This is a genomic window from Crossiella sp. CA198 (genome assembly GCF_052078295.1).
Lineage (GTDB): Bacteria > Actinomycetota > Actinomycetes > Mycobacteriales > Pseudonocardiaceae > Crossiella.
The window spans coordinates 23413-44106 of the sequence record NZ_JBQJIM010000002.1 but is presented as its reverse complement, the minus strand read 5'-3'; the positions used below and the strand labels follow the sequence as shown (position 1 = coordinate 44106).

Genomic DNA, 20694 nt, shown 5'->3' with positions numbered 1-20694 from the left:
ATTAGAGCCTTGAGCGTGGCCAGGCAGAATCGTGGGTCGCCGGGCGCGCTAACGTCACCCGTCGGACTTCGCGGACTCAGGGGGTGTGGGGGATGAGCGGCGCGGCTCGGGCGATCGGTCTGCTGCTGGGCGCGGCCGCCGACGTGGTGGTCGGCGACCCCCGGCGCGGGCATCCGGTAGCCGCCTTCGGCACGGTCGCGGCAGGTCTGGAGAAGGTGCTCTACCGGGACCACCGGGCGCCGGGGGTGCTGCACGTGGTGCTGCTCACCGGGGGCGCGGTGCTGCTCGGGGTGGCCGCGGAGAAGCTCGGCAAGCACTCCCCGGTGCTGCAGGCGGCGACCACCGCGGTGGCCACCTGGGCGGTGCTCGGCGGCTGTTCGCTGGCCGGTGAGGGCACGCTGATGGCCCGCGCGCTCGACGCCGGGCGCCTCGATGAGGCCAGGGACCGGCTGCCCAACCTGTGCGGCCGCGACCCGGAAGCCCTGGACGCGCTCGGACTGGCCAGGGCCACCGTGGAGTCGGTGGCGGAGAACACCTCCGACGCCCAGGTCGCGCCGCTGTTCTGGGGTGCGGTGGCCGGGGTGCCCGGCCTGCTGGCCTACCGGGCGATCAACACCCTGGACGCGATGGTCGGGCACCGCTCGCCGCGCTACCGCAACTTCGGCTGGGCCGCGGCCCGGCTGGACGATGTGGTCAACCTGGCGCCCTCCCGGCTGGCCGCGATGCTGACCGCGCTGGGCGCGCCGGTGGTCGGCGGCTCGGCCAAACACGCCTGGCGGACCTGGCGGCTGGACGCCTCGGCGCATCCGAGCCCGAACGCCGGGCAGGTGGAGGCGGCCTTCGCGGGCGCGCTGGAGATCCGCCTGGGTGGGCGCACGGTGTACAAGCACGGCGCGGAGGAGCGGCCGGTGCTCGGCGACGGGCGCAACCCCGACTCCGGGCACGTCACCAGGGCGGTGGAACTGTCCAGGGTGGTCGGCGGGCTGTCCGCGCTGGCCTCAGCGACGGCCGCCGTAGCGATCGGCGGTCTGCGGCGCAGGCGTCGGCACCGGGTCTGAGTCCGCTTCGTCCTCGTCCGGCTCGTCCTCGTCGTCCTCTTCGGGGTGCGCCTCCCGCCAGAGCAGGAAGACCAGCCCGATCGGGGCCATCAGGCCGAAGGCGATCCACTGCAGGGCGTAGGAGAAGAACGGCCCGGCCTCCAGCTTCGGCAGCGGCAGCAGGCCGAGCACGCCCGGCTGGCCCTCGTTGAGCTGCACGTAGCCCGGCCGCAGGTCCAGACCGACGGCCTTGCCCAGCACCGTCGGGTCGATGGTGTAGATCTGCCGCTTGCCGTCCTGCTGCAGCACGTCCTGCCTGCCAGGGTCGATCTCGCTGCCGCGCACCCGGCCGATCACGGTGACCTGACCGCCCGGCGCGGCGTCGTAGGCCGCCGGTTTGGTGCCCAGCTCGACCTTGATGTAGCCGCGGTTGACGATCACGATCTGCCCGGAGTCGGTGCGCAGCGGGGTGAGCACCTCGAAGGCGGCCTTGCCCTCGGCCTTGCGCAGCCGCACCAGCGTCTCCGCCTCGGGCAGGTACCGCCCGGTGAGCTTGACCACCTGCCACTGCTTCGCCGCCGGGTTGGCGCCCGGTGGCAGCGCGGTGTCGTAGTCGATCGCCGCGGTCTCCAGCGAGCCGGTGATCGCCGAGTTCTGCGTCTCCCGGCGTTCGTCCTGCCGGAACTGCCAGGGAGCCAGGATCCACAGGCAGGCCGCCGAGAACAGCAGCACGAACCCGATCAGGGCCAGCCAGCCCGGTCGCAGCAGGAACTTCCAACGCACCCCTCCACGGTAGGGGGCGCGTTCACCCGCTCGGTGGCCGCCCCCGGACCGCCCGCGCCGCGGCCACCGTCCGCTCGCCATAGGAGCCGCCGAAGAGCACCACGTGCACCAGCAGCGGGAACAGCTGGTGCAGCGGAACCCGGTCCCGCCAGCCCGGCGCCAGCGGGGCCACCTCCTGGTAGGCACCCAGGATCCGGTCCAGGTGCGGGCAGCCGAACAGGGCCAGCATGGCCAGGTCGCTCTCCCGGTGCCCGCCGTGCGCGGCCGGGTCGATCAGGTGCACCCCGCTCGCGCCCCACAGCACGTTGCCGGACCACAGGTCGCCGTGCAGCCGGGCAGGCGGCTCGGGCGGTCCGGCGTACTCGGCGATCCGGTCGCACACCTCGCGCACCGGCGCCGGATCGGGCAGATCCGCGGTGCGCAGGTAGGGCTCCAGGCGCTGGGTGGCGAAGAACTCCGGCCAGTCGGCGTGCGGCTCATTGCGCATGGGGGCCGCGCCGATCCAGGCCTGCGCCGGACCGCCGGGCGGCGGGCAGCCGAAGGCGGTCGCGCCACTGGTGTGCAGGGCGGCCAGTTCCCGGCCGAACCGCTCGGCCGCCGCCGGAGCGGGTTCGCCGGGCGGCACCCAGTCCAGCACCAGCCAGGTCTCGTCGTGGCCCAGCACCGCCGGGATCGGCACCGCGTTCGCCGCGGCCAGCCAGCGCAGGCCCGCCGCCTCGGCCACGCTGCTGCCCGCCGCCGCGGATTTGGCCACCACCTGCCGCCCGTCGGCCAGCCGGGCCCGGAACACCTCGGCCGCGCTGCCCCCGGCCGGCCGCACCCGCACCGGATCCACACCGGTGAGCCGGGCGATCGCGGCGGCCGCGGTCACAGCTTCTTCCGCACCCAGTCCAGCAGGCCGGGCACGGCCGCCTCCACCATGCCCAGCACCTCGGCGAAATCGGCCCGGCCGCCGTAGTACGGATCGGGCACGTCCAGATCCTCCCCGGCGGCCGGGTCGAAGGAGCGCAGCAGCCGGACCTCGCCGGTGACCAGGCGGCGCAGCTCACGCTGGTGCCCGGCGTCCAGGGCCAGGAACAGGTCCGCGTCCGAATGCACCGGCCCGACCTGGGCGGCGATGTGCTCGGCCGGGTAGCCGTGCCCGGCCAGCACCGCGCGCGCCCGGTGGTCGGCCTGCTCGCCGATGTGCCAGGGCCCGGTGCCCGCGCTGGTCACCTTGACCCGCTCGGCCAGTCCGGCCCGGCGCAGGTGCTCGCGGAAGACGATCGCGGCGATGGGGGACCGGCAGATGTTGCCGGTGCAGACGAAGCTCAGGTGCACCGGATCAGTCTCCGTCATCGCGGTACATCGAGGTACTCGTGCGGATCGGCGGCGGCGGGATCGATCATCAGGCGCACGCTGTGGTAGCCCAGCGCGTAGCGGCCGTTGGCCGGGTCCCAGCGGCGGTACTCGGCCAGGGCCTGGCGTTTGCGGGCGTGCTGGGCCGGGGTGAGCGGCACCACGTGGTCGGCGGTGCGCTCGGCCGGCGGGTAGGTGTAGCCGTAAACCCAGTAGTAGCGGAAGTCGCTGATGCGGTCGCGCAGGCTTTCCGCGGCGTCCCGGCAGGCGGCGTGGGTCTTGTTGGGATCGGCGGGGTCGCCGCCGTGGATGACGTCCCGCCAGCCGCTGACCAGCTTGTGCGAGGCGCCGGGATAGCGAGTCTCGAAGTCCAGGATGGTCTCCCGGACGTACTGGACGAACCCGGGGTAGTCGGTCCAGGCGCTGTCCGGATGCCGCATGTTGATCACCCGGTCCACGCCCAGCCGGTGCGCGGCCGCGGTGAACTCGGCGGTGCGCGTGGTCACGATGTCGTCCAGGCTCAGCTCGATCCGGTGGCCAGGGTCACCGGCTGGGCAGTCCGCGCCCAGGTTGCAGTTGCCGTTGATGATGTCGATCAGCCCGCCGTTCTCGCCGCGGGAGAGCAGCACCAGGTACACCGGCCGCCCGGCCTCCTTGTGCGCCCGGATCGCACCGGCCATCGCGATCGACTCGTCGTCCTGGTGCGGGGCGTAGAAGATCGCGGGCCAGTCGGCGGCGGCCGCCGGGGCCTGGCCGAGCGCCAGGCCGCCGAGGGCGGCCGCGGAGACGCCGAGCAGGCGGCGGCGGGAGAGTCCGGGGTGATCGCGCACCAGCCGAGTGTCCCGGCCGGGCCCCGACTGGTCATCGGCCACTCGTCGGGCGGCTTAGACTCGCCGCGATGACTGGCGAGGACTTCGAGCGCGCGCGACTGCGCCACCACGGTGATGCCGAGGCCGCGCCGGGACTCGCCGACTTCGCGGTCAACGTGCGCCTGCCCCGCCCGCCGGACTGGCTGCGCGACCGGCTCGCCGAGACCCTCGACGGACTGGGCCGCTACCCGGGGACCGAGGACGAGCTGGCCGCCAGGGTGGCCGCCGCCGACCGGCACGGCCGTTCCCCCGAGCAGGTGCTGATCCTCAACGGGGCGGCCGAGGGGTTCGCGCTGCTGCCCCGGCTGGCGCCGAGGCTGGCCGCGGTGATCCACCCCTCCTTCACCGAGCCCGATGTGGCCTTGCTGGACGCCGGGGTGCCGCTGACCAGGGTGCTGCTGCAGGCCGAGGATGGCTACGCGCTGCGGCCGGAACTGGTGCCCGATGCCGCCGATCTGGTGGTGGTCGGCAACCCGACCAACCCGACCTCGGTGCAACATCCGGCCGACACACTGCGCGCGCTGGCCAGGCCCGGCCGGGTGCTGGTGGTGGACGAGGCCTTCGCCGACGCGGTGCCCGGTGAGCCGGAATCCGTTGCGGGCCAGGACATCCCGGGACTGCTGGTGTTGCGCAGCCTGACCAAGACCTGGGGCCTGGCCGGACTGCGCGCCGGGTACGCCCTCGGCGCGCCGGAGCTGCTCGCCCAGCTGGCCGCGCACCGTCCACAATGGCCGGTGAGCAGCCTGGTGCTGACCGCGGTCGAGGCGTGCTGCGCCCCAGCGGCCGTGCGGGAGGCCGACATCGCCGCCCGCGAGGGCGTGGCGCACCGGGTCGCGCTGGCCGCGGCACTGGCCGCGCTGCCCGGCGTCGAGGTGTGTGGAGGGGCCGCCGGGCCGTTCCTGCTGCTGCGGGTCGCCCACGGCGAGCGGGTGCGGCGCCGGCTGCGGGACCAGGGGGTCGCGGTGCGCCGCGCGGACACCTTCCCCGGCCTGGACGCCGAACATCTGCGGGTCGCGGTGCGCCCGCCGGAGCAGGCCGAGGTACTGCTCAAGGCGTTGGAGACGGTGTTGCGGGAAGAGGGGGAGCAGGGATGAGCCCGACACTGGCCGAGGTGGTCGCCGCCATTGAGGCGGCCTACCCGCCCGCACTGGCCGAATCCTGGGACGCGGTCGGCCTGGTGTGCGGCGATCCGGCCGAACCCGTCGACCGGGTGCTGGTCTGCGTGGACCCGGTCGAGTCCACAGTGGACGAAGCGATCGAACTGGGCGCGCAACTGGTGCTCGCGCACCACCCGCTGCTGCTGCGTGGTGTGCACGGCGTGCCGGCCGATGACGTCAAAGGCCGCCTGGTGCACAAGCTCATCCGCAACGGCGCCGGGCTGCTGTGCGCGCACACCAACGCCGACTCCGCCGACCCCGGCGTGTCCGACGCGCTGGCCGAGGCACTGGGCCTGCGCGTCACCGGACCCCTGGACGCCAAACCGGCCGACCCGCTGGACGCGCTCAGCGTGATCGTCCCGGCCGGGCACACCGACAAACTGCTCGACGCGCTCTTCGCCGCAGGGGCGGCCGCGATCGGCGACTACCGCGAGGCCGCCTTCCTGCACGAGGGCACCGCCCAGTTCCGGCCGGTCGCCGCCGCCGACCCGGCCGTGGGCAGCCACGGCGAACTGCACCGCGGCCCGGAGACCCGGATCGAGACCGTGCTGCCCCGGCACCGCCGCCGCGCGGTGCTGGCCGCCCTGCACGCCGCCCACCCGTATGAGACCCCCGCCTACGACCTGCACGAACTGGCCGAAGAGCCCTCCAGTCGCGGTATCGGCCGGATCGGCGAACTGGCCGAGGCCGAACCCTTCGGCGCGTTCGTGCAGCGGGTCGCGCTCGCCCTGCCCGAGACCGCCTGGGGCGTGCGCGCCGCCGGCGAGCCGGAACGCCCGGTGCGCACCGTCGCGGTGTGCGGCGGCGCGGGCGACTCGCTGCTGCGCGCGGCGACCAAGGCCGGCGTGGACGCCTACGTCACCGCCGACCTGCGACACCACCCGGCCGGGGAACACCTCGCCGGGCCAGGCACCCCCATGCTCGTCGACGTCGCGCACTGGGCCAGCGAATGGCCGTGGTGCGCGCAGGCGGCCGACGTCATCCGCCGGGCGTTCCCCGGTACGGTCGACGTCCACGTCTCCACCCGACGCACCGATCCGTGGACGCTGGCCGCGTCCGCCACAGGGAGGACCCCCGCGTGAAAGCCGATCCCGCCGTGCAGAAGCGGCTGCTCGACCTCGCCGAGGTCGACGCCGAGCTGAACCGCGCCACCCACCGGCGGCGCACCCTGCCCGAGCTGGCCGAGATCGTCACCGCCGAAACCGAACTGCGCACCCGCAAGGACGCGGTGGTGGCGGTGGAGACCACCCTGGCCGACCTGGACCGGGACGCCAAGCGGCTGGACACCGAGATCGACCAGGTCCGCGCCCGCGAGGAGCGCGACCGCACCCTGCTGAACTCCGCCGACGCCAAGCGCTCGGTGGACCTCCAGCACGAGCTGGAGACCCTCGCCCGCCGCCGCGGCATCCTGGAGGACGAGTCCCTGGAGCTGATGGAGCGGCGCGAGGCCGTCGAGATGGACGTGCAGCACGCCCGTGCCCAGGACGGCCTGGCCCAGGAGAAGCTGGCCGACGCCCAGCGCCGCCGGGACGAGGCATTCGCCGACCTGGAGACCATCGAGGCCCGCTCCGGCGACCGGCGCAAGACCGTGCTGGCCGGCCTGCCCACCGACCTGGTCACCCTCTACGAGCGGATCCGGTCCAAGGGTGGCACCGGGGCCGCGCTGCTCAAGGCCCGCCGCTGCGGCGCCTGCCGGCTGGAGCTGGACCGGATCGCGATCAGCAAGCTCAAGGAGGCCGCCGCGGACGAGGTGGCCCGTTGCGAGGAGTGCGGCGCGATCCTGGTGCGCACCGCGGAGTCCGGCCTGTGAGGGTGCTCGTCGAGGCTGACGGCGGGTCCAGGGGCAACCCCGGTCCCGCCGGGTACGGCGCGGTGGTCAAGGACCCCGGCACCGGCGAGGTGCTGGCCGAACGCGCCGAGGGCATCGGCGAGGCCACCAACAACGTGGCCGAGTACCAGGGCCTGCTGGCCGGGCTGCGGGCCGCCGCCGAGCTGGGCGCGACCGAGGTGGAGTGCAGGCTGGACTCCAAGCTCGTGGTCGAGCAGCTGGCGGGCCGCTGGAAGATCAAGCACCCGGCGCTGCAGCCGCTGGCCCGCGAGGCCCAGCGGCTGGCCGCCGGTTTCGACTGGGTCGGCTACACCTGGATCCCGCGGGAACGCAACACCGACGCGGACCGGCTGGCCAACGAGGCAATGGACGCCCAGGCCAGCGGCACCCCGCGGATCGAACGCGCGGACAGCCCGCTGCCGGACCTCACCGCCGCCGTGGCCCAGCCGGACAGCGCCGCGCAGGCCGCGCCGCCGTCCTGGACCGGGGCCAAGGGCACGCCGACCCGGCTGATCCTGCTCCGGCACGGCCAGACCGCGATGTCCGCCCAGCGCCGCTACTCCGGCCACGGCGACCCCGAACTCACCGAGATCGGCCGACGGCAGGCGGCAGCCGCTGCCAAGCGACTCAGCTCGTCCACCGAGGTCAGCGCGGTGATCGCGTCCCCGCTGACGCGCACCCGGCAGACCGCCCAGGCCGTCGGCGACGCGCTCGGGCTGGCCCCGGAGATCAGCCAGGGGCTGGTCGAGACGAACTTCGGTGCCTGGGAGGGCCTGACCTTCACCGAGGCCGCGCGGCGCGACCCCGCGCTGCACACCCGCTGGCTGGCCGACCCGGCCGTGCCCACCCCCGGCGGGGAGAGCTTCGACCAGGTGCACCGCCGCGTTCAGCGGGCCAGGGACGAGATCCTGGCCGCGCGGGCCGGACAGACCGTGGTGCTGGTCAGCCACGTCACGCCGATCAAGTCACTGCTCCGGCTGGCCCTGGACGTCGGCCCGCAGCTGCTCTTCCGGCTGCACCTGGACCTGGCCTCGATCTCCATCGCCGAGTTCTACCCGGACGGCAACGCCTCGGTGCGCCTGGTGAACGACACCGCGCATCTGGACTAGTCACGAGACACCGGCGTCCGAAACCGGACAGAAGTTCTCGAAACGAGCCGGGTTCGTATTCAGCCGCACCGGGCGGGAGCAGGCAACGGCGCGGAACGCCTGCTCCCACCCGGACATCCGGCGGCCTACGGCGTTTCCCGTTCACCCGTGCACTGGGGGGCAGCTCACAACGAAGGACGGGACGCGGCCTTTGTATCGCCGGGGTTATTTTCTGCGGCCGTGGCAATGACGGTAATGAGCCGGACAGGAAGCCGCAAGCACGAAAAATGGGGGATGACATTCGTTCACTCGTTCGGCTGTATGTAATGAATTTCCCATGCCCCCAAAGTGGTACAACCAATCCGGGTTGACCTGGGAAAACTCAGGCACATCCGCGAGTCGTCACGCGACACGCTCAACCTATCGCGCAGGGTGACTTTGTAGCTTGGTCCGTTCCGCGTAATGGGTTGGTCGCCAATTGTGACGACCGTTCACGTTGATTGAGTGACTGTGTTTCAGCAGCCCCTGGCACAGACCGCTTCACGGGGGGTCGTACACTACTGCGAGCGGATGAGTCGGCCGGGCGGCCGCGTCGGAGGAGCGATCCTCCGCCGAGGAAAGTCCGGACTCCGCAGGGCAGGGTGGTTGTTAACGGCAACCCGGGGTGACCCGCGGGACAGTGCCACAGAGAGCAGACCGCCCGGGTCGTGCGAACGACTCGGGTAAGGGTGAAAGGGTGGTGTAAGAGACCACCAGCATCCCGGGTGACCGGGATGGCTAGGTAAACCCCACCCGGAGCAAGGCCAAGAGGACGCCGCGAGGCGTCTGCGCAGGCGTTTGAGGGCTGCCCGCCCGAGCCTGCGGGTAGGCCGCTGGAGTGTGCCGGCAACGGCAGACCGAGATGGATGGCCGCCACCCGCCGACCGCGAGGTCCGGCGGGCACAGGATCCGGCTTACGCGCCGACTCATCCGCCCCTTACCCGCGGGGGCTCAGTTCAACAGCTTGTTCTTCCGCGCCCACACCTCGAAGCCCTGGGGTCCGCAGGGGTAGCGCGCTCCGGTCGCGATGAGGGCGGTCACCAGTCCGTTCACCCCGGCCGCGGTCGACCTGCCCGCGTTGACCCCTTGGGCGAACACCCACAGGCTGCCGTGCACGGTCAGGCCGTGCGCCGCCGCGGCCTCCCGGGCCGCCTGGTCGTCGGTCACGACCGTTGCGCCATGTACCTCCGCCCATGCGCAGACAGTTGTCTCACCGTGGTCCCTGGCACCGGCGTCGAGCCGGGCTTGCCAGGTGAACACCGCCTTCAGCGTGTCCAGTTCGTCCACGTGCACGGATTCCAGCCAGGAGGCGGTCACCGCCAGGTCATTGCGACGCAGCTCGGACAGGACCGTCGCCGTGGTGACGTTGCGCCACGGCTCGTGATCCGTGCCACGGGCGAGGTCGCCTACGACGTCTAGCCGTTCGGCGACTGCCGCGTGGTGCAGGGCGGAGGCGTCCCACACCAGGGTGCGGATCATGGAACGTCGACCTCCGGCTTGCTGGGTAGCTCCTCGACCTGGGTGATCGCGCCGTGCAGGAGCTGGATCGCCCGCCGGCCGGTGATCCGTGACTGGGTGTACGCCGCCATCGCGGCCCGTCGCCAGGCCGGTCCGGTCGCGCCGAGCGCGAGGTCCTCCTCCGGCGGCGAACCCACCTGCGCCAGGAAGTCGCCGAAGACCGGGGAACGCGCGGCCAGCGAACCGGCCTCCCTGCTGTCGATCAAACCGAGTTCGCGGGCGCGCGTAACGGCCACGCTCCACGACACCCGGTAGGTCCCGGCTGCCCGGATCAGCGTCCGCCACTGCCAGTCGGGTTCGCCGGTGTCGGCCTGGGTCCAGCGCTCGGCGAGATCGGCGCGGGGCAGCAGCAGAGCACAGGCGAAGGCGTCGATCAGGCGTTCCCGGTCGGAGCGCATGATCGAGACGCCGACCTCGGAGCTGTAGGCGTCGCCGAGCAGGTGGTGGCCGAGTTCGTGCGCCGCGGTGGCCCGGCGGCGACCTGGCTGGGCCTGTCCGCCGATGACCGCCGCGCCCAGACCGGGAAACTCCTCGATCAGGGTGGAGGCGCCGTCAGCGTCCCGGTCGACCACGAGCAGGTACAGACCCCAGCGTTCGCAGACCTCGGCCATCGCGCCGAGCGGGCCGGTGGGCTGGCCCATGAGTCCGCGGACGGTGGCGGAGTAGGACTCGGCGGCCGCCACATCGGCCGGGCAGGCGACCGCTGAGGGCAGGCGCAGCGCGGGTGCGCCGAGGAAGCCCTCCTGGGCCAGCAGTCGCACGTCCACCGCGTGCGCCTCAAGGTCGACGTCCAGCCGCCAGGCCAGCCGGGCGGCCTCGTCGGCGTCCTCGCTGAGCGCGGTGCGGCGGGAGACCACCGCGGGCGCCTCCTCGCCGAGGAAGTAGCCCATCGGGACCTCGAAGAACTCGGCCAGCTGGGCTAGCTCCAGCGCGGAGACCTTGCGCCCCCCGGACTCCATCCGGCTGATCGAGAAGCGGTCCACACCGAGCACGGCCGCGACCTCGTCCTGCGTACGCCGGGACCCGGCGCGGGCCATGCGCACCCGTTCCCCGATCCCCGCCCATGTCAGAGCCATGTTGTGATTTTCGCACATCCCGCCGAGGCATGGGCAATCTGTTTGGTGCCCCGGCCGCGCCCGCGCTCACCGCGCGCGGTAACGTATCGGTCACCGGGACGGGTCATCGCACCCTGCCCGGCTGCCTCAGATCAACGGCACTCGTGCCGACGAACCGACGAGGACTGGCTTGCGGGTACAGGTTCGACCATGTCGACAATCCCCTGATGTGGCCCGCGTTCGCCCGAAGATGTGCATCGGCAACCGATTGTTCGGCTGCCTCGAACACAATCTGTGACGGCTCTCTGGGCAAGTGGGTGAACTCTGCTTGCCGGTGCAAGAAGACCGCGTCGTGTGCTTACCGCTGAGTGGCTCCCAGCCATCATGGGATGGTCAGTTCGGAGGTAGCGCCGGTTCCGGGAGAGCAACTCACGGGTCCACTCACGGGACTTCGTCCACTACACCTTGTCAGCCACTCATGCTCTACTCGTAACGTCCACCGCCGTCCGCTGGGCAGGCCAGGCGTCCACGTCCGGAGCCCCTGACCCCGCCCCAGCACACTGGAGTACCCACGATGACGACCATGACCCTCCTGGATACGTTGGCCCAGGGCAACCAACTGCAAACCGGGGGTATCACCCGCTGGATCCTGGAGAACATCGTCCCGCTGCTGCTGTTGCTGGTGGCGCTGCTGCTGCTGTGGCTGGGCGGCAGCAAGGGCGACAACGCCGGCGTGATGCGGCGGGTCGGCGGTGTGATCGTCGCGCTGGCCATCATCGGCCTGGCCGTCAGCGGCGCCGGCGTGAACATCGGTAAGTGGATCGCCAGTCTGTTCACCGGGTGATCGAGCTTGCGGATTCGTACTGACGACGAGGTGTACCGGGTCGACGCCGTGTGGCTCGGCCCGCCGAAGGCCACTTTCCCCTGGCGGGCCCGCTACGTCGCCTGGGGCGTGGGACTCGTCGTGTTCCTGCTGGTCCTTGCGGTCGAACGCCGGATGGGCTTCGGCTTCAGCTTCTTCTCCACCGCGTGGGCGATCATCATCACCGTGGTGATCACCCGCATCATCTGCTCCCGGATCAACCAGGAGCGGCCGCTGGGCGCGGTCAGTGTGATGTGGCTGCGTGAACTCACCGCGCCCCGCCAAACGACCTCCGGCAACGGCGGGGCCGCCACCGCCGCCAGGATCCGGGTCAGTTCCGCACGTCCCCGGCCCAAGCCGAAGAAGTCCGAGCAGAAGAAGCAACGGGGGAAGAGCCAGTCCGGCTCTGTGATCTCCGATGGCTCTGTGATCTCTGATACAGCGGTGAGCCCCGATGTGTCAGCAGTCTCGACGCCGTCAGGTCACGGCACGGACGCGCCGTCACCCTCTTCCCCGTCACGGCGTGGACGTTCACGCCGTGCTCGCACCAAGGAGGTTCGCGGTGTTCCGTCGCCGACGAAACCGTGACCGTGACCGTCGCGCCACCGAACAGCCCGGCCGCCACGCGCGTGCGCTGCCGCCGGGGCAGGTGAACGACCAACGGGTGTACAGCAAGCGGGGCCGGCGGCTACCCGGTGAGGCGGCCATCCCCACCTACACCCCGTCGATCTCGGCCCGCAGCATCGACGGTCACCTGGTGCGCACCGGGCAGGACGTCTACGCCTGGTACCGGCTGGCCCCGCAGCGCTGGTCCTTCCGCTCGGACTCCCAGCGCCAGGACCTCATCCACGCCATCGCGGGCCAGTACGCCGAACTCCAGGGCCGCTGGCTGCACCTGCGGGTGACCACCCGCCCCTATCCGATCCGGATGTGGGCCGAGGCGCACGTGCACAACGCGGTCGGCCGCCTGCCCGACACCCCCGGCACGCTCTCCTTCGACGACTACATGGTCGGCGAGCAGCAGCAGCTGATGGGGCGCTCGATGGCCGAGAAGGAGGTCTACCTCGGCGTCCAGGTGCAGACCCGCAACGTGATGGACCGCGCGGTGGAACGCGCCGCGCCGGTGCTGCGCAAGATCTTCCCGGAGGCGGTGGACGCCGAGCTGGTCGCGCTGGACAGCGAGGTCGAGCACCTGGACCAGATCCTCGGTTCCTCCGGCCTGGAGGGCAGGCCGGTCACCGCCGAGGAGATGTCCTGGCTCATGCACCGCTCCTGCTCGCTGGGCCTGCCCGCGCCGCGCAACCTGCCCGCGGTGCCCGGCGCGGCCTGGGAGCCGGAGGACCTGGCCTCCTTCACCGACGCCGCCGACTTCCACCAGGAGCCCTACTCCCCGAGCGTGACCGTGCGTGGCCGCACCGGGTCCAACGCCGGGGTGAAGCGGCACGTGGTGGTGCTCACCGTGGGGCTGATGCACGGCCTGCAGATCCCGGAGATCGACGATCCGTGGTTGCAGCGCTCGGACCGGCTGCCCGCGCCGGTGGAGTGGTCCGCCCGCATCTACGTGCGCAAACCCGAGGACGTCACGGGTGAGCTGCAACGGCAGATGAACAAGGTGCGCTCCCAGGTGCGGCACTACACCGACGAGCACGACCTGGAGCCGCCGCAGTCGCTGGCCCGCCAGGCCGCCAGGGTGCTCGAGATCGACGACGAGATGACCACCGGGTTCACCTCGCTGGCCACCAGGGTGCGCTCCTGGTGGCGGCTGTCGGTCTCCGGCGCCACCGAGCGCGAGGCGCTGCGGCTGGCCCAGCAGCTGGTTGACCTGTACAAGCCCAAGATCGCCATCGAGCACCCCGAGTCCCAGTACGCGCTGGCCAGGGAGTTCATCCCGGGTGAGCCGCTGGCCTCGGCCGCCTACCTGCGCCGCGGCTCGGTGAGCTGGGCCGCCTCCGCGGTGCCCACCGCCACCGCCGAGGTCGGCGACCGGCGCGGCATCCTGCTCGGCGAGACCTGCACCGCGACCCGGCGCCCGGTGGCCTGGGACCCGTGGATGGCCCAGGAGGTCCGCGAGGCCTCCGGCCTGACCGCGATGGTGGCCGGCCTGGGTGGCGGCAAGTCCTTCCTCGGCGGCGGCATCGTCTACAAGACGCTGCGCGCCGGGGCGTACTGGACCATCCTGGACCCCTCCGGCCCGCTGGCGAAGCTGTGCGACCTGCCGGAGCTGCGGCCCTATGCCCGGCCGATCAACCTGCTCAACGCCCAGCCCGGCATCCTCAACCCGTACCGGGTGGTCGCCGAGCCGATGCTGGAGCACTTCACCGACGAGGACGATCCGGAACGCGCCTGGCGGCGGGAGCGGGCGCTGGCCGCCGCGACCCGGCGACGGCTGGTCCTGGACGTGCTCAACGGCCTGCTGCCCTATGAGGTGGCCCGGATGCCGCAGACCCGGATCGTGCTGCTGCGCGCGGTCCGCGCGGTCGGCGGGCGGGCCACCGCGCACCCCGGCCTGGTCTTCGACGCGCTGCGCCGGGACGCGGGCGAGCACCACGAGCACGCGGTGGTGGTCGCGGACTTCCTGGACGAGATGCGCGAGCGGATGTCGCTGCTGATCCCGGAGCGGGACGCCGACCCGTACTCCGAGACCCGCGACGACCGGCTCACCGTGCTGACCATGGCCGGGCTGACCCTGCCCAAGGACGGGGTCGGCCGCGAGCACTGGACCGACGCGGAGGCCCTCGGCGTCGAGATGCTCAACCTGGCCGCCTGGCTCACCCAGCGCTCGATCTACGAGCGGCCCAAGGACATGCGCAAGGGCGTCTGGATCGACGAGGCGTTCTTCCTCTCCGAGGTGCCCACCGGCCGGGTGCTGATGAACCGCTTCGCCCGTGACTCGCGGAAGTGGAACGTCCGGGTGCTGCTGTCCAGCCAGATCCCGGCCGATTTCCTCAAGATCCAGGGCTTCGTGTCCCTGCTCGACTCGGTCTTCGTCGGCAGGCTGGACGACGAGCACGCCCAGGCCGACGCGCTGCGCCTGCTCAAGGTGCCGATCGGCGCGGGCTACGAGCAGGTCGTGGCCAGCCTGGGCCGCCGCCCCGGCGGGGTGCGCACCGCCACCGAACGGGACCGCTCGCCGCGGCAGTTCATCTTCGGCGACGGCGCGGGCGGCGTGGAGCGGATCCGGATCGACTTCGGCGGCCCGCACCTGAACCACCTGCGCAACGGCATGGACACCACCCCGGACGCGATGCGCCAGGCCGCCTCCGGCGCCCCCGCCCTGCCCTCGGGCCGGGTGGACGGCGTGCTGCCCGACCTGCCTGCCGAGGAGGAGCTGGAAGCGGAGTTCGCGGCCGAACTGGGCCTGGGCGATGAGGACTTCGACGACCCCTACACGCCCTCGGCCGGAGCGGACAACGAAGGGCACGGGGACAGGCACCACGTCGGCCGGGGCAGCGCACGATGATCACGTTGCTGGCGGTGGTGGCCGCCGTGCTGCTGGTCGCGGCGCGGCGGCGGGCTAAACGCACCCTCCGGCCGCTCCCGGCGCCCCGCCGGGGCAGACGCCGGCTGGCCCTGATCGGGGTCATCGGCATGCTCGGCCTGCAGATCATGGTCGGCGGCGTCGCGCACGCGCAGAGCATCTGCAAGGAGTCGCCGAACCCGGACCGTCCCGGCTCCGGCATGGTGGGCGCCTTCGACGCCGCGCCGCTGGGCACCGGTGTGCCCGGCAGCGCCTACGACGAGGTCGGCTACGCGGGCCACGTCTGGCACACCTACGACCTGGGCTGCGGCCCCGAGGGCCTGCGCAACCCGAACGCGGTGATCGACACCTGGGCGGGCAACCAGACGTTCAACATGGCCAAGGTGCTGGTCGGGGCCACCAACGGCCTGCACTACGCGCTGCTCGGCGGCGAGCTGATGAAGCCACTGGACGATCTGGTCTCCACCGGCACCATCGCGCTCTACGACACCGTCTACGCGCCCTGGTTCGGGCTGGCCGCGCTGATCCTGGCGATCTTCCTGTTCCGTCATATCTGGCAGGGCGACCTGGCCAGCATCGGCAAGCGCTCGATGTGGGCGCTGGCCGCGATCTGGCTGGCCGCGGCCACCTACCTGACCCCGCTGCTCTACACCCGGCTGCTGGACGACGTGCTGATCAAGGGCACCTCGCAGATCCAGGCCGGGTTCCTGCGCGAGGTCGGGGTGGACGAGCGCAACTCGCTGCCCACCGTGCTGCACGACCAGGTGATCTACCGCAACTGGCTGCGCGGGGAGTTCGGCTCCCCGGACAGCACCCCGGCCAAGGACTTCGGCCGGGACCTGCTGCGTGCCCAGACCTTCACCAAGCAGGAAGTGGCCGAGGGCAAGGACCAGGGCAAGGACCCGATCGTGGCGAAGAAGGCCGCGTTCGAGGGCCTGGTCGCGCGGGCTGACGAGGTCGGCGCGAAGGGACACATCCAGGGCATCGACGGCAGCCGGATGGGCGCAGGCGCGCTCGGGTTGTTCCAGTCGGTGGTCTACTCGCTGTTCCAGCTGCTGGCCAAGGCCGCCATCCTGCTCGCCCAGGTGCTGCTGCGGGTGGTCATCCTGGCCGGGCCGATCATCGGCCTGATCGCCATGCTCTACCACGCGATCCTGCGCGGGGTCGGTCGCGCGATCGGCGCCGCCCTGCTCAACGTGGTGGTCATCGCCGCGCTGGCCGGCCTGCACACCCTGCTGCTGACCTGGATCTTCGCCCCCACCCGGGGCCTGGGGCTGCTCGCCCAGATGGCTCTGGCCGGACTGGTCACCTTGGTGTTTTTCTTGGTGGGCAAGCCGGTGCGGCGGATCTGGCAGATGGTCGAACTCTCCGTCGGCGCGGTCGGCAACGCCATGCCCGCGCCGCGCACCGGCCTGTGGTCCCGGCTGCGTGGCCGGGGCGGGCAGGAACGGACGCCGCAGGACGAGTTCTGGGAGCAGGTGCGGGACGTGGATCCGGACGGCGGGACCGAGCCGAGGCGGGCCCGGCGGCGGGACCGGCCCGAGGCCTCCTACGAGGCGGCGGGACCGGGCGGCTTCCGGGGCGATGCCTCCGGCGGCGCGCTGCCGGTGGCTGGCGCGCTCACCGGGACGGTCAGCGACCGGCTGCACGAGTCCGGTGGCGGCGCGCTCGGGGTGAACCGGGCCGCCGGGGCGCTGCCGTCCGGGCGGGGCAGCCGGACGGTGGACACCGCGCCGGTGTTCGACCGGAGCTGGGACCGCAACGACGAGGACGCCGTGGTGGTGCCGTCCCGCCTGAACAACACCGCGGGCAGTGTGCCGGGACCACGGCGGGCGGACATGGAGGTCGTCGCCGGACGGCCGGTGTGGGCGGTGTACCGCCCGTCGCGCGGGGTCGAACTCCGTGACGGCGACGCGGTGCGCGGATAGCGGGAGGGGGAGACATGCCGATTCGCACCAATCGCGGGCGGGCCGCGGTCTATCGCAGGCTGTGGGGCTGGCCGCTGCGCTCACCGCGGCACTTCACGACCACGTTGGTCCTGCTCGCGGTGGTGATCATCGGAGTGGGCATCCTGTTGCCGGAATCCGAGCCGCTGCCCGAGCCCGACCCACGCACCACCGGCAGCGGTCAGCTGACCAACCCCGGCGCGCCCACCAGCGGCACCAGGGCCTTCGCCGCGCCGACCACCAGCACGCACGCCCCGGTGACCTCCTTCCCGCAGGCCGCCCCGCCGCCCGCGGCGCCCGCGCCCGAGGCGCTGGCCATCGCCGAGTCCTGGGGCAAGGCCTGGGTGGACCACCCTGACGGCACCACCACCCAGCAGTGGCTGGACAAGCTCAAGCCGTTCACCACCGACGAGTACCTGGGGCAGCTGGCCTCGGTGGACCCGCGGATGGTGCCCTCCAGCAAGGTCACCGGCAAACCCAGTTCGATCAGCGCCACGGCCAGCTCGGTGGAGGTGAAGCTGCCCACGGACAAGATCGTGCTGCGGCTCACCGTGATCACCACCGCGGCGGGATGGCGGGTCGCCTCCTACACCGAGGCGGACTGACATGAAACTCGCGCTGGCCGGGGTCGCGCTGGCGGCCACCGTGGTGGTCGCGATCACCACCACCGGAGTGATCCGGACGGTGGTCGGCGGCAACGAGACCTACCAGCCCAAGGCCGTGGTCAACAGCCTGTGCACGCCGGACATGGACTGGGGCATCGGCGGCGCCAACCAGGGCGCGCAGGACGCGTCCCGGCTGGTCGAGGAATCCCGGATGATCGTCTCGATGATCATCACCATCGGCCGGGAGCGGAAGCTGCCGCCGCGGGCCTGGCAGGTGGCGATCCAGGCAGGCCGCACCGAGTCCGGCCTGCGCAACCTCAACTACGGCGACCGCGACTCGGTGGGCATCTTCCAGATGCGCACGTCCATGGGCTGGGGCTCGCCCGAGGAGCTGCAGAACATCCCGTACCAGATCCACAAGTTCTACGACGTGTTGCTGAAGGTGCCGAACTGGGAGAGCAAGCGTCCCGGCGACGCGGCCCAGGCGGTGGAGCGCTCGGCCTTCCCTGACCGGTACCACCGGTGGGAGTCGATGGCGGTCCACCTGATCAACCAGATCACCGACGAGACCTCCTTCGTCAGCTGCAAGCAGCTCCCGCAGCCGGGCGAGGTCGCGGTGACCGCGATCCAGTTCGCGATGAAGGAGCTGGGCAAGCCGTACGTGTGGGGCGCGGAGGGCCCGGACACCTACGACTGCTCCGGCCTGATGCAGTGGTCCTACCGGCTGGCCGGGCTGAACCTGCCGCGCACCTCGCGCGAGCAGTGGTTCGCCGGCGGGTACGTGCCGCTGCGCGAGGCCCAGCCAGGTGATCTGATCTTCTGGTCCACCAACACCAGCAACCCGAAGAACATCCACCACGTGGCGATGTACCTGGGCGACAACAAGATCCTCGAGGCGCAGCAGTCCGGGGTGCCGGTGCACATCCGGAACCTGAAGTGGACCGAGGGCGAGCTGATGTCCATGGCGGTCCGCCCGAAGTCGAACAAGTCGGCATGAGGCGACCCCAAGGGAGGCAGCGCATGTTCAGCAACGACCCGATCCCGCGCCCTGGACGGCCCCCGGCCTCCAGCAGCCCGCTCGCGGACTACCTCAGCGGCGCCCGGCACGGCGTGGACAGCGGGTACGCGGTGCTGCCCAGATCCCTGGCCGAGTCCATGCCGCTGCCCTGGCAGCAGCAGATGGTGCACCTGCTCGCGGAGTTCCACCAGGCCTACGGCCACCTGCCCTGGCCGGTGTACCGGGTGGTGCCGTCCCGGTATGAGTTCCTGGTCGACCTGGACGAGGACCAGCTGGCCGAGGTCGGCTGCCTGGTGGAGATCGACGGCGACGGCGAACTGGTCTACCGCGAGCGCAACGGCGCCCGCATCCCCAACCCCGAGGACAAGCGGGTCCTGGTCTCCTGCCTGGACCCGATCCCGAACCAGCAGTCCGGTTTCGTGCAGCCCGCGGTCGCGCCGAGGCCGGTCCCGCCGCTGCCTGCCAACGAACCCGCGACCACCCCCGCCCCGCCCCCGGCCCCGCCGCCCACACCGCCGCACGGCGAGCCCCCGCTCTTCGAGTTCCCCCCGCCGCCAGCCCCGTCCCCGTTCGTCGCGGGCGCAGGCATCCCGTCCGGACCGCCAGCGCAGCAGCACAACCCGCCGCTGCCGCACCCGCCGCAACACAGCCCCACCCCGCAACACACCGGGGCGCAACACACCGGCGCGCAGCAGGCAGGAGCACCACACTCCGGGACGCAGCATTCCGGCGGGCAGCAAGCCCCGCCCCAGCACCCGTCCCCGCTGAGCACCCCGCCCGCGGGCTCGCCCGCACCGGGCTTCGGCGCGCCACCCCCCGGCTTCCGCGGCCAGCACACCCCGCCGCCGGGCCTGGGCACCCCACCGCCCGGGATGCCGGGCATGAACGTGCCGCCCGGCCCGCAGGGCCAGCCGGTGCCGGTTCAGTCGGCGCCGGGTCAGCCGGTGCCCGGCCAGCGCACCTTCGGCCCACCGCCGGAGGAACCCGAGGAGCCGGGCTACGACCAGCCATTCGGTCCGACCGGCTCCGGGAACCGCCCCAACCCGTCCTGGTGACCCACTCGCTTTCCAAAACTGCTACTATTTTGGAAAGCAACCCAGCGGCGGGAGGTGGAGTCATGGGAAACACGGTCGACCGCGAGCGTCAGGAGACCTGCGAGCAGTTCGGCTTCATCGGCGAACTGGAAGGCATCGCCGAGGACGCCGACCCGCGGACCGCCGCCCGGTTGCGTGCCCTGGTGCGCAAGCGGGTCGCCTGCCTGGCCCCGGTGCGGGTCTCGGTCACGGCCCAGCTGCTCGAGGTCACCACACCGACCGTCCGCGCCTGGCTGGACCGGGGCGTGCTGACCGAGGCCGAGGGCGACTCCAGCAGCCGACGGGTCGATCCGCGCAGCCTGCACGCGGTCATGGGCCTGGTCCGCGAACTCCGGGCGGCCGGAGCGAAGCCGGGCAACCTGGTGGACCAGCTCTGGGATCGCCTGGCCGACCAGGCATTGCTGGATCGGAGCGACCTGCGGGAATCCCTGGCCAGGGTGCGGGGTGGGGACGTCGTCGAACTGTGACGGATTATCGCTGTCCGTGATGGCTGTGGCACTCTGCGTTCATGGTCCGAGTAACGGCAGACCGGCTGGCGGTCGAGTACGGCAAGAGCCTGAAGGGCAGGCAGCGCACAAGTTACGACCGCTGGCTGGCTGATCTGAAGCAGCGCGGCTGCGCGGCCATGCAGTACCGCCTGCATGGCGCGGGCGTCGACCACTTCTGCGTCAGTCACCTCTATGGCGCGTTGCGGGTCGTGGTCGCCTTCGAGAGTTCGAGGTCGGCGGTGATCGTGCTGCTCGGACCACACGACCACTCCGATCCCGGCCTGGACGTCTACACCCGGCTGTACAACCTCGCCGACATCCCGGTCCCCACGGGCAGGCGCACCAAACCGCCCTGCTGCGCCGCCGAGGGCAAGCCGCCCGAGCTGGGCGCCGAGCTTGACGGGCTGATGGATCGGATGCGCGAACAGGCCAGGGCGCTGACCGGCAGGCTGCGCTGAGCCACCAGACCGGCCCCGTTGCCACCGTGGCGT

19 protein-coding genes, 1 other RNA gene and 1 pseudogene are annotated in these 20694 nt (G+C 72.1%); 15 read left to right on the top strand and 6 right to left on the bottom strand.

The window, feature by feature from the left end; genetic code table 11:
• Positions 1–92 precede the first annotated feature (92 nt).
• On the top strand, positions 93–1058 hold the full coding sequence (locus ACTOWY_RS02650) for a cobalamin biosynthesis protein (RefSeq protein WP_441307997.1): 966 nt from the start codon (positions 93–95) through the stop codon (positions 1056–1058).
• Here ACTOWY_RS02650 and ACTOWY_RS02645 read toward each other — a convergent pair.
• The 4 genes from ACTOWY_RS02645 to ACTOWY_RS02630 are packed head-to-tail and all read right to left on the bottom strand — an operon-like array spanning position 999 to position 3988.
• Positions 999–1820, bottom strand: a complete 822-nt coding sequence (locus tag ACTOWY_RS02645) for an SURF1 family cytochrome oxidase biogenesis protein (protein WP_441307996.1) — start codon at positions 1818–1820, stop codon at positions 999–1001. The two genes, ACTOWY_RS02650 and ACTOWY_RS02645, sit on opposite strands and share 60 nt — an antisense overlap.
• Positions 1821–1842: 22 nt before the next feature.
• Positions 1843–2691 carry a fructosamine kinase family protein gene (locus ACTOWY_RS02640; RefSeq protein WP_441307995.1) on the bottom strand — a complete coding sequence of 283 codons (849 nt, stop codon included), beginning with the start codon at positions 2689–2691 and terminating at the stop codon, positions 1843–1845.
• On the bottom strand, positions 2688–3158 hold the full coding sequence (locus ACTOWY_RS02635) for a low molecular weight protein-tyrosine-phosphatase (RefSeq protein ID WP_441307994.1): 471 nt from the start codon (positions 3156–3158) through the stop codon (positions 2688–2690). The genes ACTOWY_RS02640 and ACTOWY_RS02635 overlap by 4 nt, the downstream gene beginning before the upstream one ends.
• Positions 3155–3988: a PIG-L deacetylase family protein gene (locus ACTOWY_RS02630; RefSeq protein ID WP_441307993.1), complete on the bottom strand. Its 834-nt coding sequence runs from the start codon at positions 3986–3988 to the stop codon at positions 3155–3157. Before ACTOWY_RS02630 ends, ACTOWY_RS02635 begins: the two co-directional genes overlap by 4 nt.
• A 68-nt stretch (positions 3989–4056) precedes the next feature.
• On the opposite strand from ACTOWY_RS02630, the gene cobC reads away from it, so the two are divergent.
• From cobC to rnpB, 5 genes are all read left to right on the top strand, one after another.
• Entirely contained in the window at positions 4057–5121 is a 1065-nt protein-coding gene (cobC, locus tag ACTOWY_RS02625; protein ID WP_441307992.1) for an Rv2231c family pyridoxal phosphate-dependent protein CobC, read from the top strand.
• The gene (locus tag ACTOWY_RS02620; RefSeq protein ID WP_441307991.1) at positions 5118–6266 is read left to right on the top strand and encodes a Nif3-like dinuclear metal center hexameric protein; all 1149 of its coding nucleotides are present in this window, start codon (positions 5118–5120) and stop codon (positions 6264–6266) included. The genes cobC and ACTOWY_RS02620 overlap by 4 nt, the downstream gene beginning before the upstream one ends.
• Positions 6263–6994, top strand: coding sequence for a zinc ribbon domain-containing protein (locus ACTOWY_RS02615; RefSeq protein ID WP_247759869.1), 732 nt, complete (start codon positions 6263–6265; stop codon positions 6992–6994). Before ACTOWY_RS02620 ends, ACTOWY_RS02615 begins: the two co-directional genes overlap by 4 nt.
• Before the next feature lie 2 nt (positions 6995–6996).
• The gene (locus tag ACTOWY_RS02610; protein ID WP_441308385.1) at positions 6997–8121 is read left to right on the top strand and encodes a bifunctional RNase H/acid phosphatase; all 1125 of its coding nucleotides are present in this window, start codon (positions 6997–6999) and stop codon (positions 8119–8121) included.
• 550 nt (positions 8122–8671) lie between these two features.
• Positions 8672–9072, top strand: an RNA gene (gene rnpB / locus ACTOWY_RS02605) — RNase P RNA component class A.
• 18 nt (positions 9073–9090) lie between these two features.
• Here the strand turns inward: rnpB and ACTOWY_RS02600 are convergent.
• Both ACTOWY_RS02600 and ACTOWY_RS02595 read right to left on the bottom strand, forming a co-directional pair.
• Positions 9091–9618: a hypothetical protein gene (locus tag ACTOWY_RS02600; RefSeq protein WP_441307990.1), complete on the bottom strand. Its 528-nt coding sequence runs from the start codon at positions 9616–9618 to the stop codon at positions 9091–9093.
• On the bottom strand, positions 9615–10733 hold the full coding sequence (locus ACTOWY_RS02595) for a helix-turn-helix domain-containing protein (protein ID WP_441307989.1): 1119 nt from the start codon (positions 10731–10733) through the stop codon (positions 9615–9617). Before ACTOWY_RS02595 ends, ACTOWY_RS02600 begins: the two co-directional genes overlap by 4 nt.
• A 553-nt stretch (positions 10734–11286) precedes the next feature.
• Between ACTOWY_RS02595 and ACTOWY_RS02590 the strand changes: the two genes are divergently transcribed.
• The 9 genes and pseudogenes from ACTOWY_RS02590 (at position 11287) to ACTOWY_RS02550 (ending at position 20661) form a co-directional block, all read left to right on the top strand.
• Positions 11287–11556, top strand: coding sequence for a hypothetical protein (locus tag ACTOWY_RS02590; RefSeq protein ID WP_185002384.1), 270 nt, complete (start codon positions 11287–11289; stop codon positions 11554–11556).
• 6 nt (positions 11557–11562) lie between these two features.
• Positions 11563–11940 (top strand): annotated as a pseudogene (locus ACTOWY_RS02585) (hypothetical protein); the annotation flags it as partial.
• 298 nt (positions 11941–12238) lie between these two features.
• Positions 12239–15034 (top strand): ATP-binding protein, encoded by a 2796-nt coding sequence (locus ACTOWY_RS02580; RefSeq protein WP_441307988.1) that lies wholly within the window; start codon positions 12239–12241, stop codon positions 15032–15034.
• Entirely contained in the window at positions 15031–16980 is a 1950-nt protein-coding gene (locus ACTOWY_RS02575; protein ID WP_441307987.1) for a hypothetical protein, read from the top strand. The genes ACTOWY_RS02580 and ACTOWY_RS02575 overlap by 4 nt, the downstream gene beginning before the upstream one ends.
• A 14-nt stretch (positions 16981–16994) precedes the next feature.
• Positions 16995–17603, top strand: coding sequence for a hypothetical protein (locus tag ACTOWY_RS02570; protein WP_441307986.1), 609 nt, complete (start codon positions 16995–16997; stop codon positions 17601–17603).
• Between the two features lies 1 nt (position 17604).
• On the top strand, positions 17605–18600 hold the full coding sequence (locus ACTOWY_RS02565; protein WP_441307985.1) for a C40 family peptidase: 996 nt from the start codon (positions 17605–17607) through the stop codon (positions 18598–18600).
• 23 nt (positions 18601–18623) lie between these two features.
• On the top strand, positions 18624–19676 hold the full coding sequence (locus tag ACTOWY_RS02560; protein WP_441307984.1) for a hypothetical protein: 1053 nt from the start codon (positions 18624–18626) through the stop codon (positions 19674–19676).
• A gap of 62 nt (positions 19677–19738) precedes the next feature.
• Positions 19739–20182, top strand: a complete 444-nt coding sequence (locus ACTOWY_RS02555; RefSeq protein WP_441307983.1) for a hypothetical protein — start codon at positions 19739–19741, stop codon at positions 20180–20182.
• A gap of 41 nt (positions 20183–20223) precedes the next feature.
• On the top strand, positions 20224–20661 hold the full coding sequence (locus tag ACTOWY_RS02550; RefSeq protein WP_441307982.1) for a hypothetical protein: 438 nt from the start codon (positions 20224–20226) through the stop codon (positions 20659–20661).
• Positions 20662–20694 lie beyond the last annotated feature (33 nt).

Coding starts and splice junctions, on each gene's coding strand:
- ACTOWY_RS02650 (WP_441307997.1), top strand. CDS start 93: ATGAGCGGCGCGGCTCGGGCGATCGGTCTGCTGCTGGGCGCGGCCGCC.
- ACTOWY_RS02635 (WP_441307994.1), bottom strand. CDS start 3,158: ATGACGGAGACTGATCCGGTGCACCTGAGCTTCGTCTGCACCGGCAAC.
- cobC (WP_441307992.1), top strand. CDS start 4,057: ATGACTGGCGAGGACTTCGAGCGCGCGCGACTGCGCCACCACGGTGAT.
- ACTOWY_RS02620 (WP_441307991.1), top strand. CDS start 5,118: ATGAGCCCGACACTGGCCGAGGTGGTCGCCGCCATTGAGGCGGCCTAC.
- ACTOWY_RS02600 (WP_441307990.1), bottom strand. CDS start 9,618: ATGATCCGCACCCTGGTGTGGGACGCCTCCGCCCTGCACCACGCGGCA.
- ACTOWY_RS02595 (WP_441307989.1), bottom strand. CDS start 10,733: ATGGCTCTGACATGGGCGGGGATCGGGGAACGGGTGCGCATGGCCCGC.
- ACTOWY_RS02590 (WP_185002384.1), top strand. CDS start 11,287: ATGACGACCATGACCCTCCTGGATACGTTGGCCCAGGGCAACCAACTG.
- ACTOWY_RS02575 (WP_441307987.1), top strand. CDS start 15,031: ATGATCACGTTGCTGGCGGTGGTGGCCGCCGTGCTGCTGGTCGCGGCG.
- ACTOWY_RS02570 (WP_441307986.1), top strand. CDS start 16,995: ATGCCGATTCGCACCAATCGCGGGCGGGCCGCGGTCTATCGCAGGCTG.
- ACTOWY_RS02565 (WP_441307985.1), top strand. CDS start 17,605: ATGAAACTCGCGCTGGCCGGGGTCGCGCTGGCGGCCACCGTGGTGGTC.
- ACTOWY_RS02560 (WP_441307984.1), top strand. CDS start 18,624: ATGTTCAGCAACGACCCGATCCCGCGCCCTGGACGGCCCCCGGCCTCC.
- ACTOWY_RS02555 (WP_441307983.1), top strand. CDS start 19,739: ATGGGAAACACGGTCGACCGCGAGCGTCAGGAGACCTGCGAGCAGTTC.
- ACTOWY_RS02550 (WP_441307982.1), top strand. CDS start 20,224: ATGGTCCGAGTAACGGCAGACCGGCTGGCGGTCGAGTACGGCAAGAGC.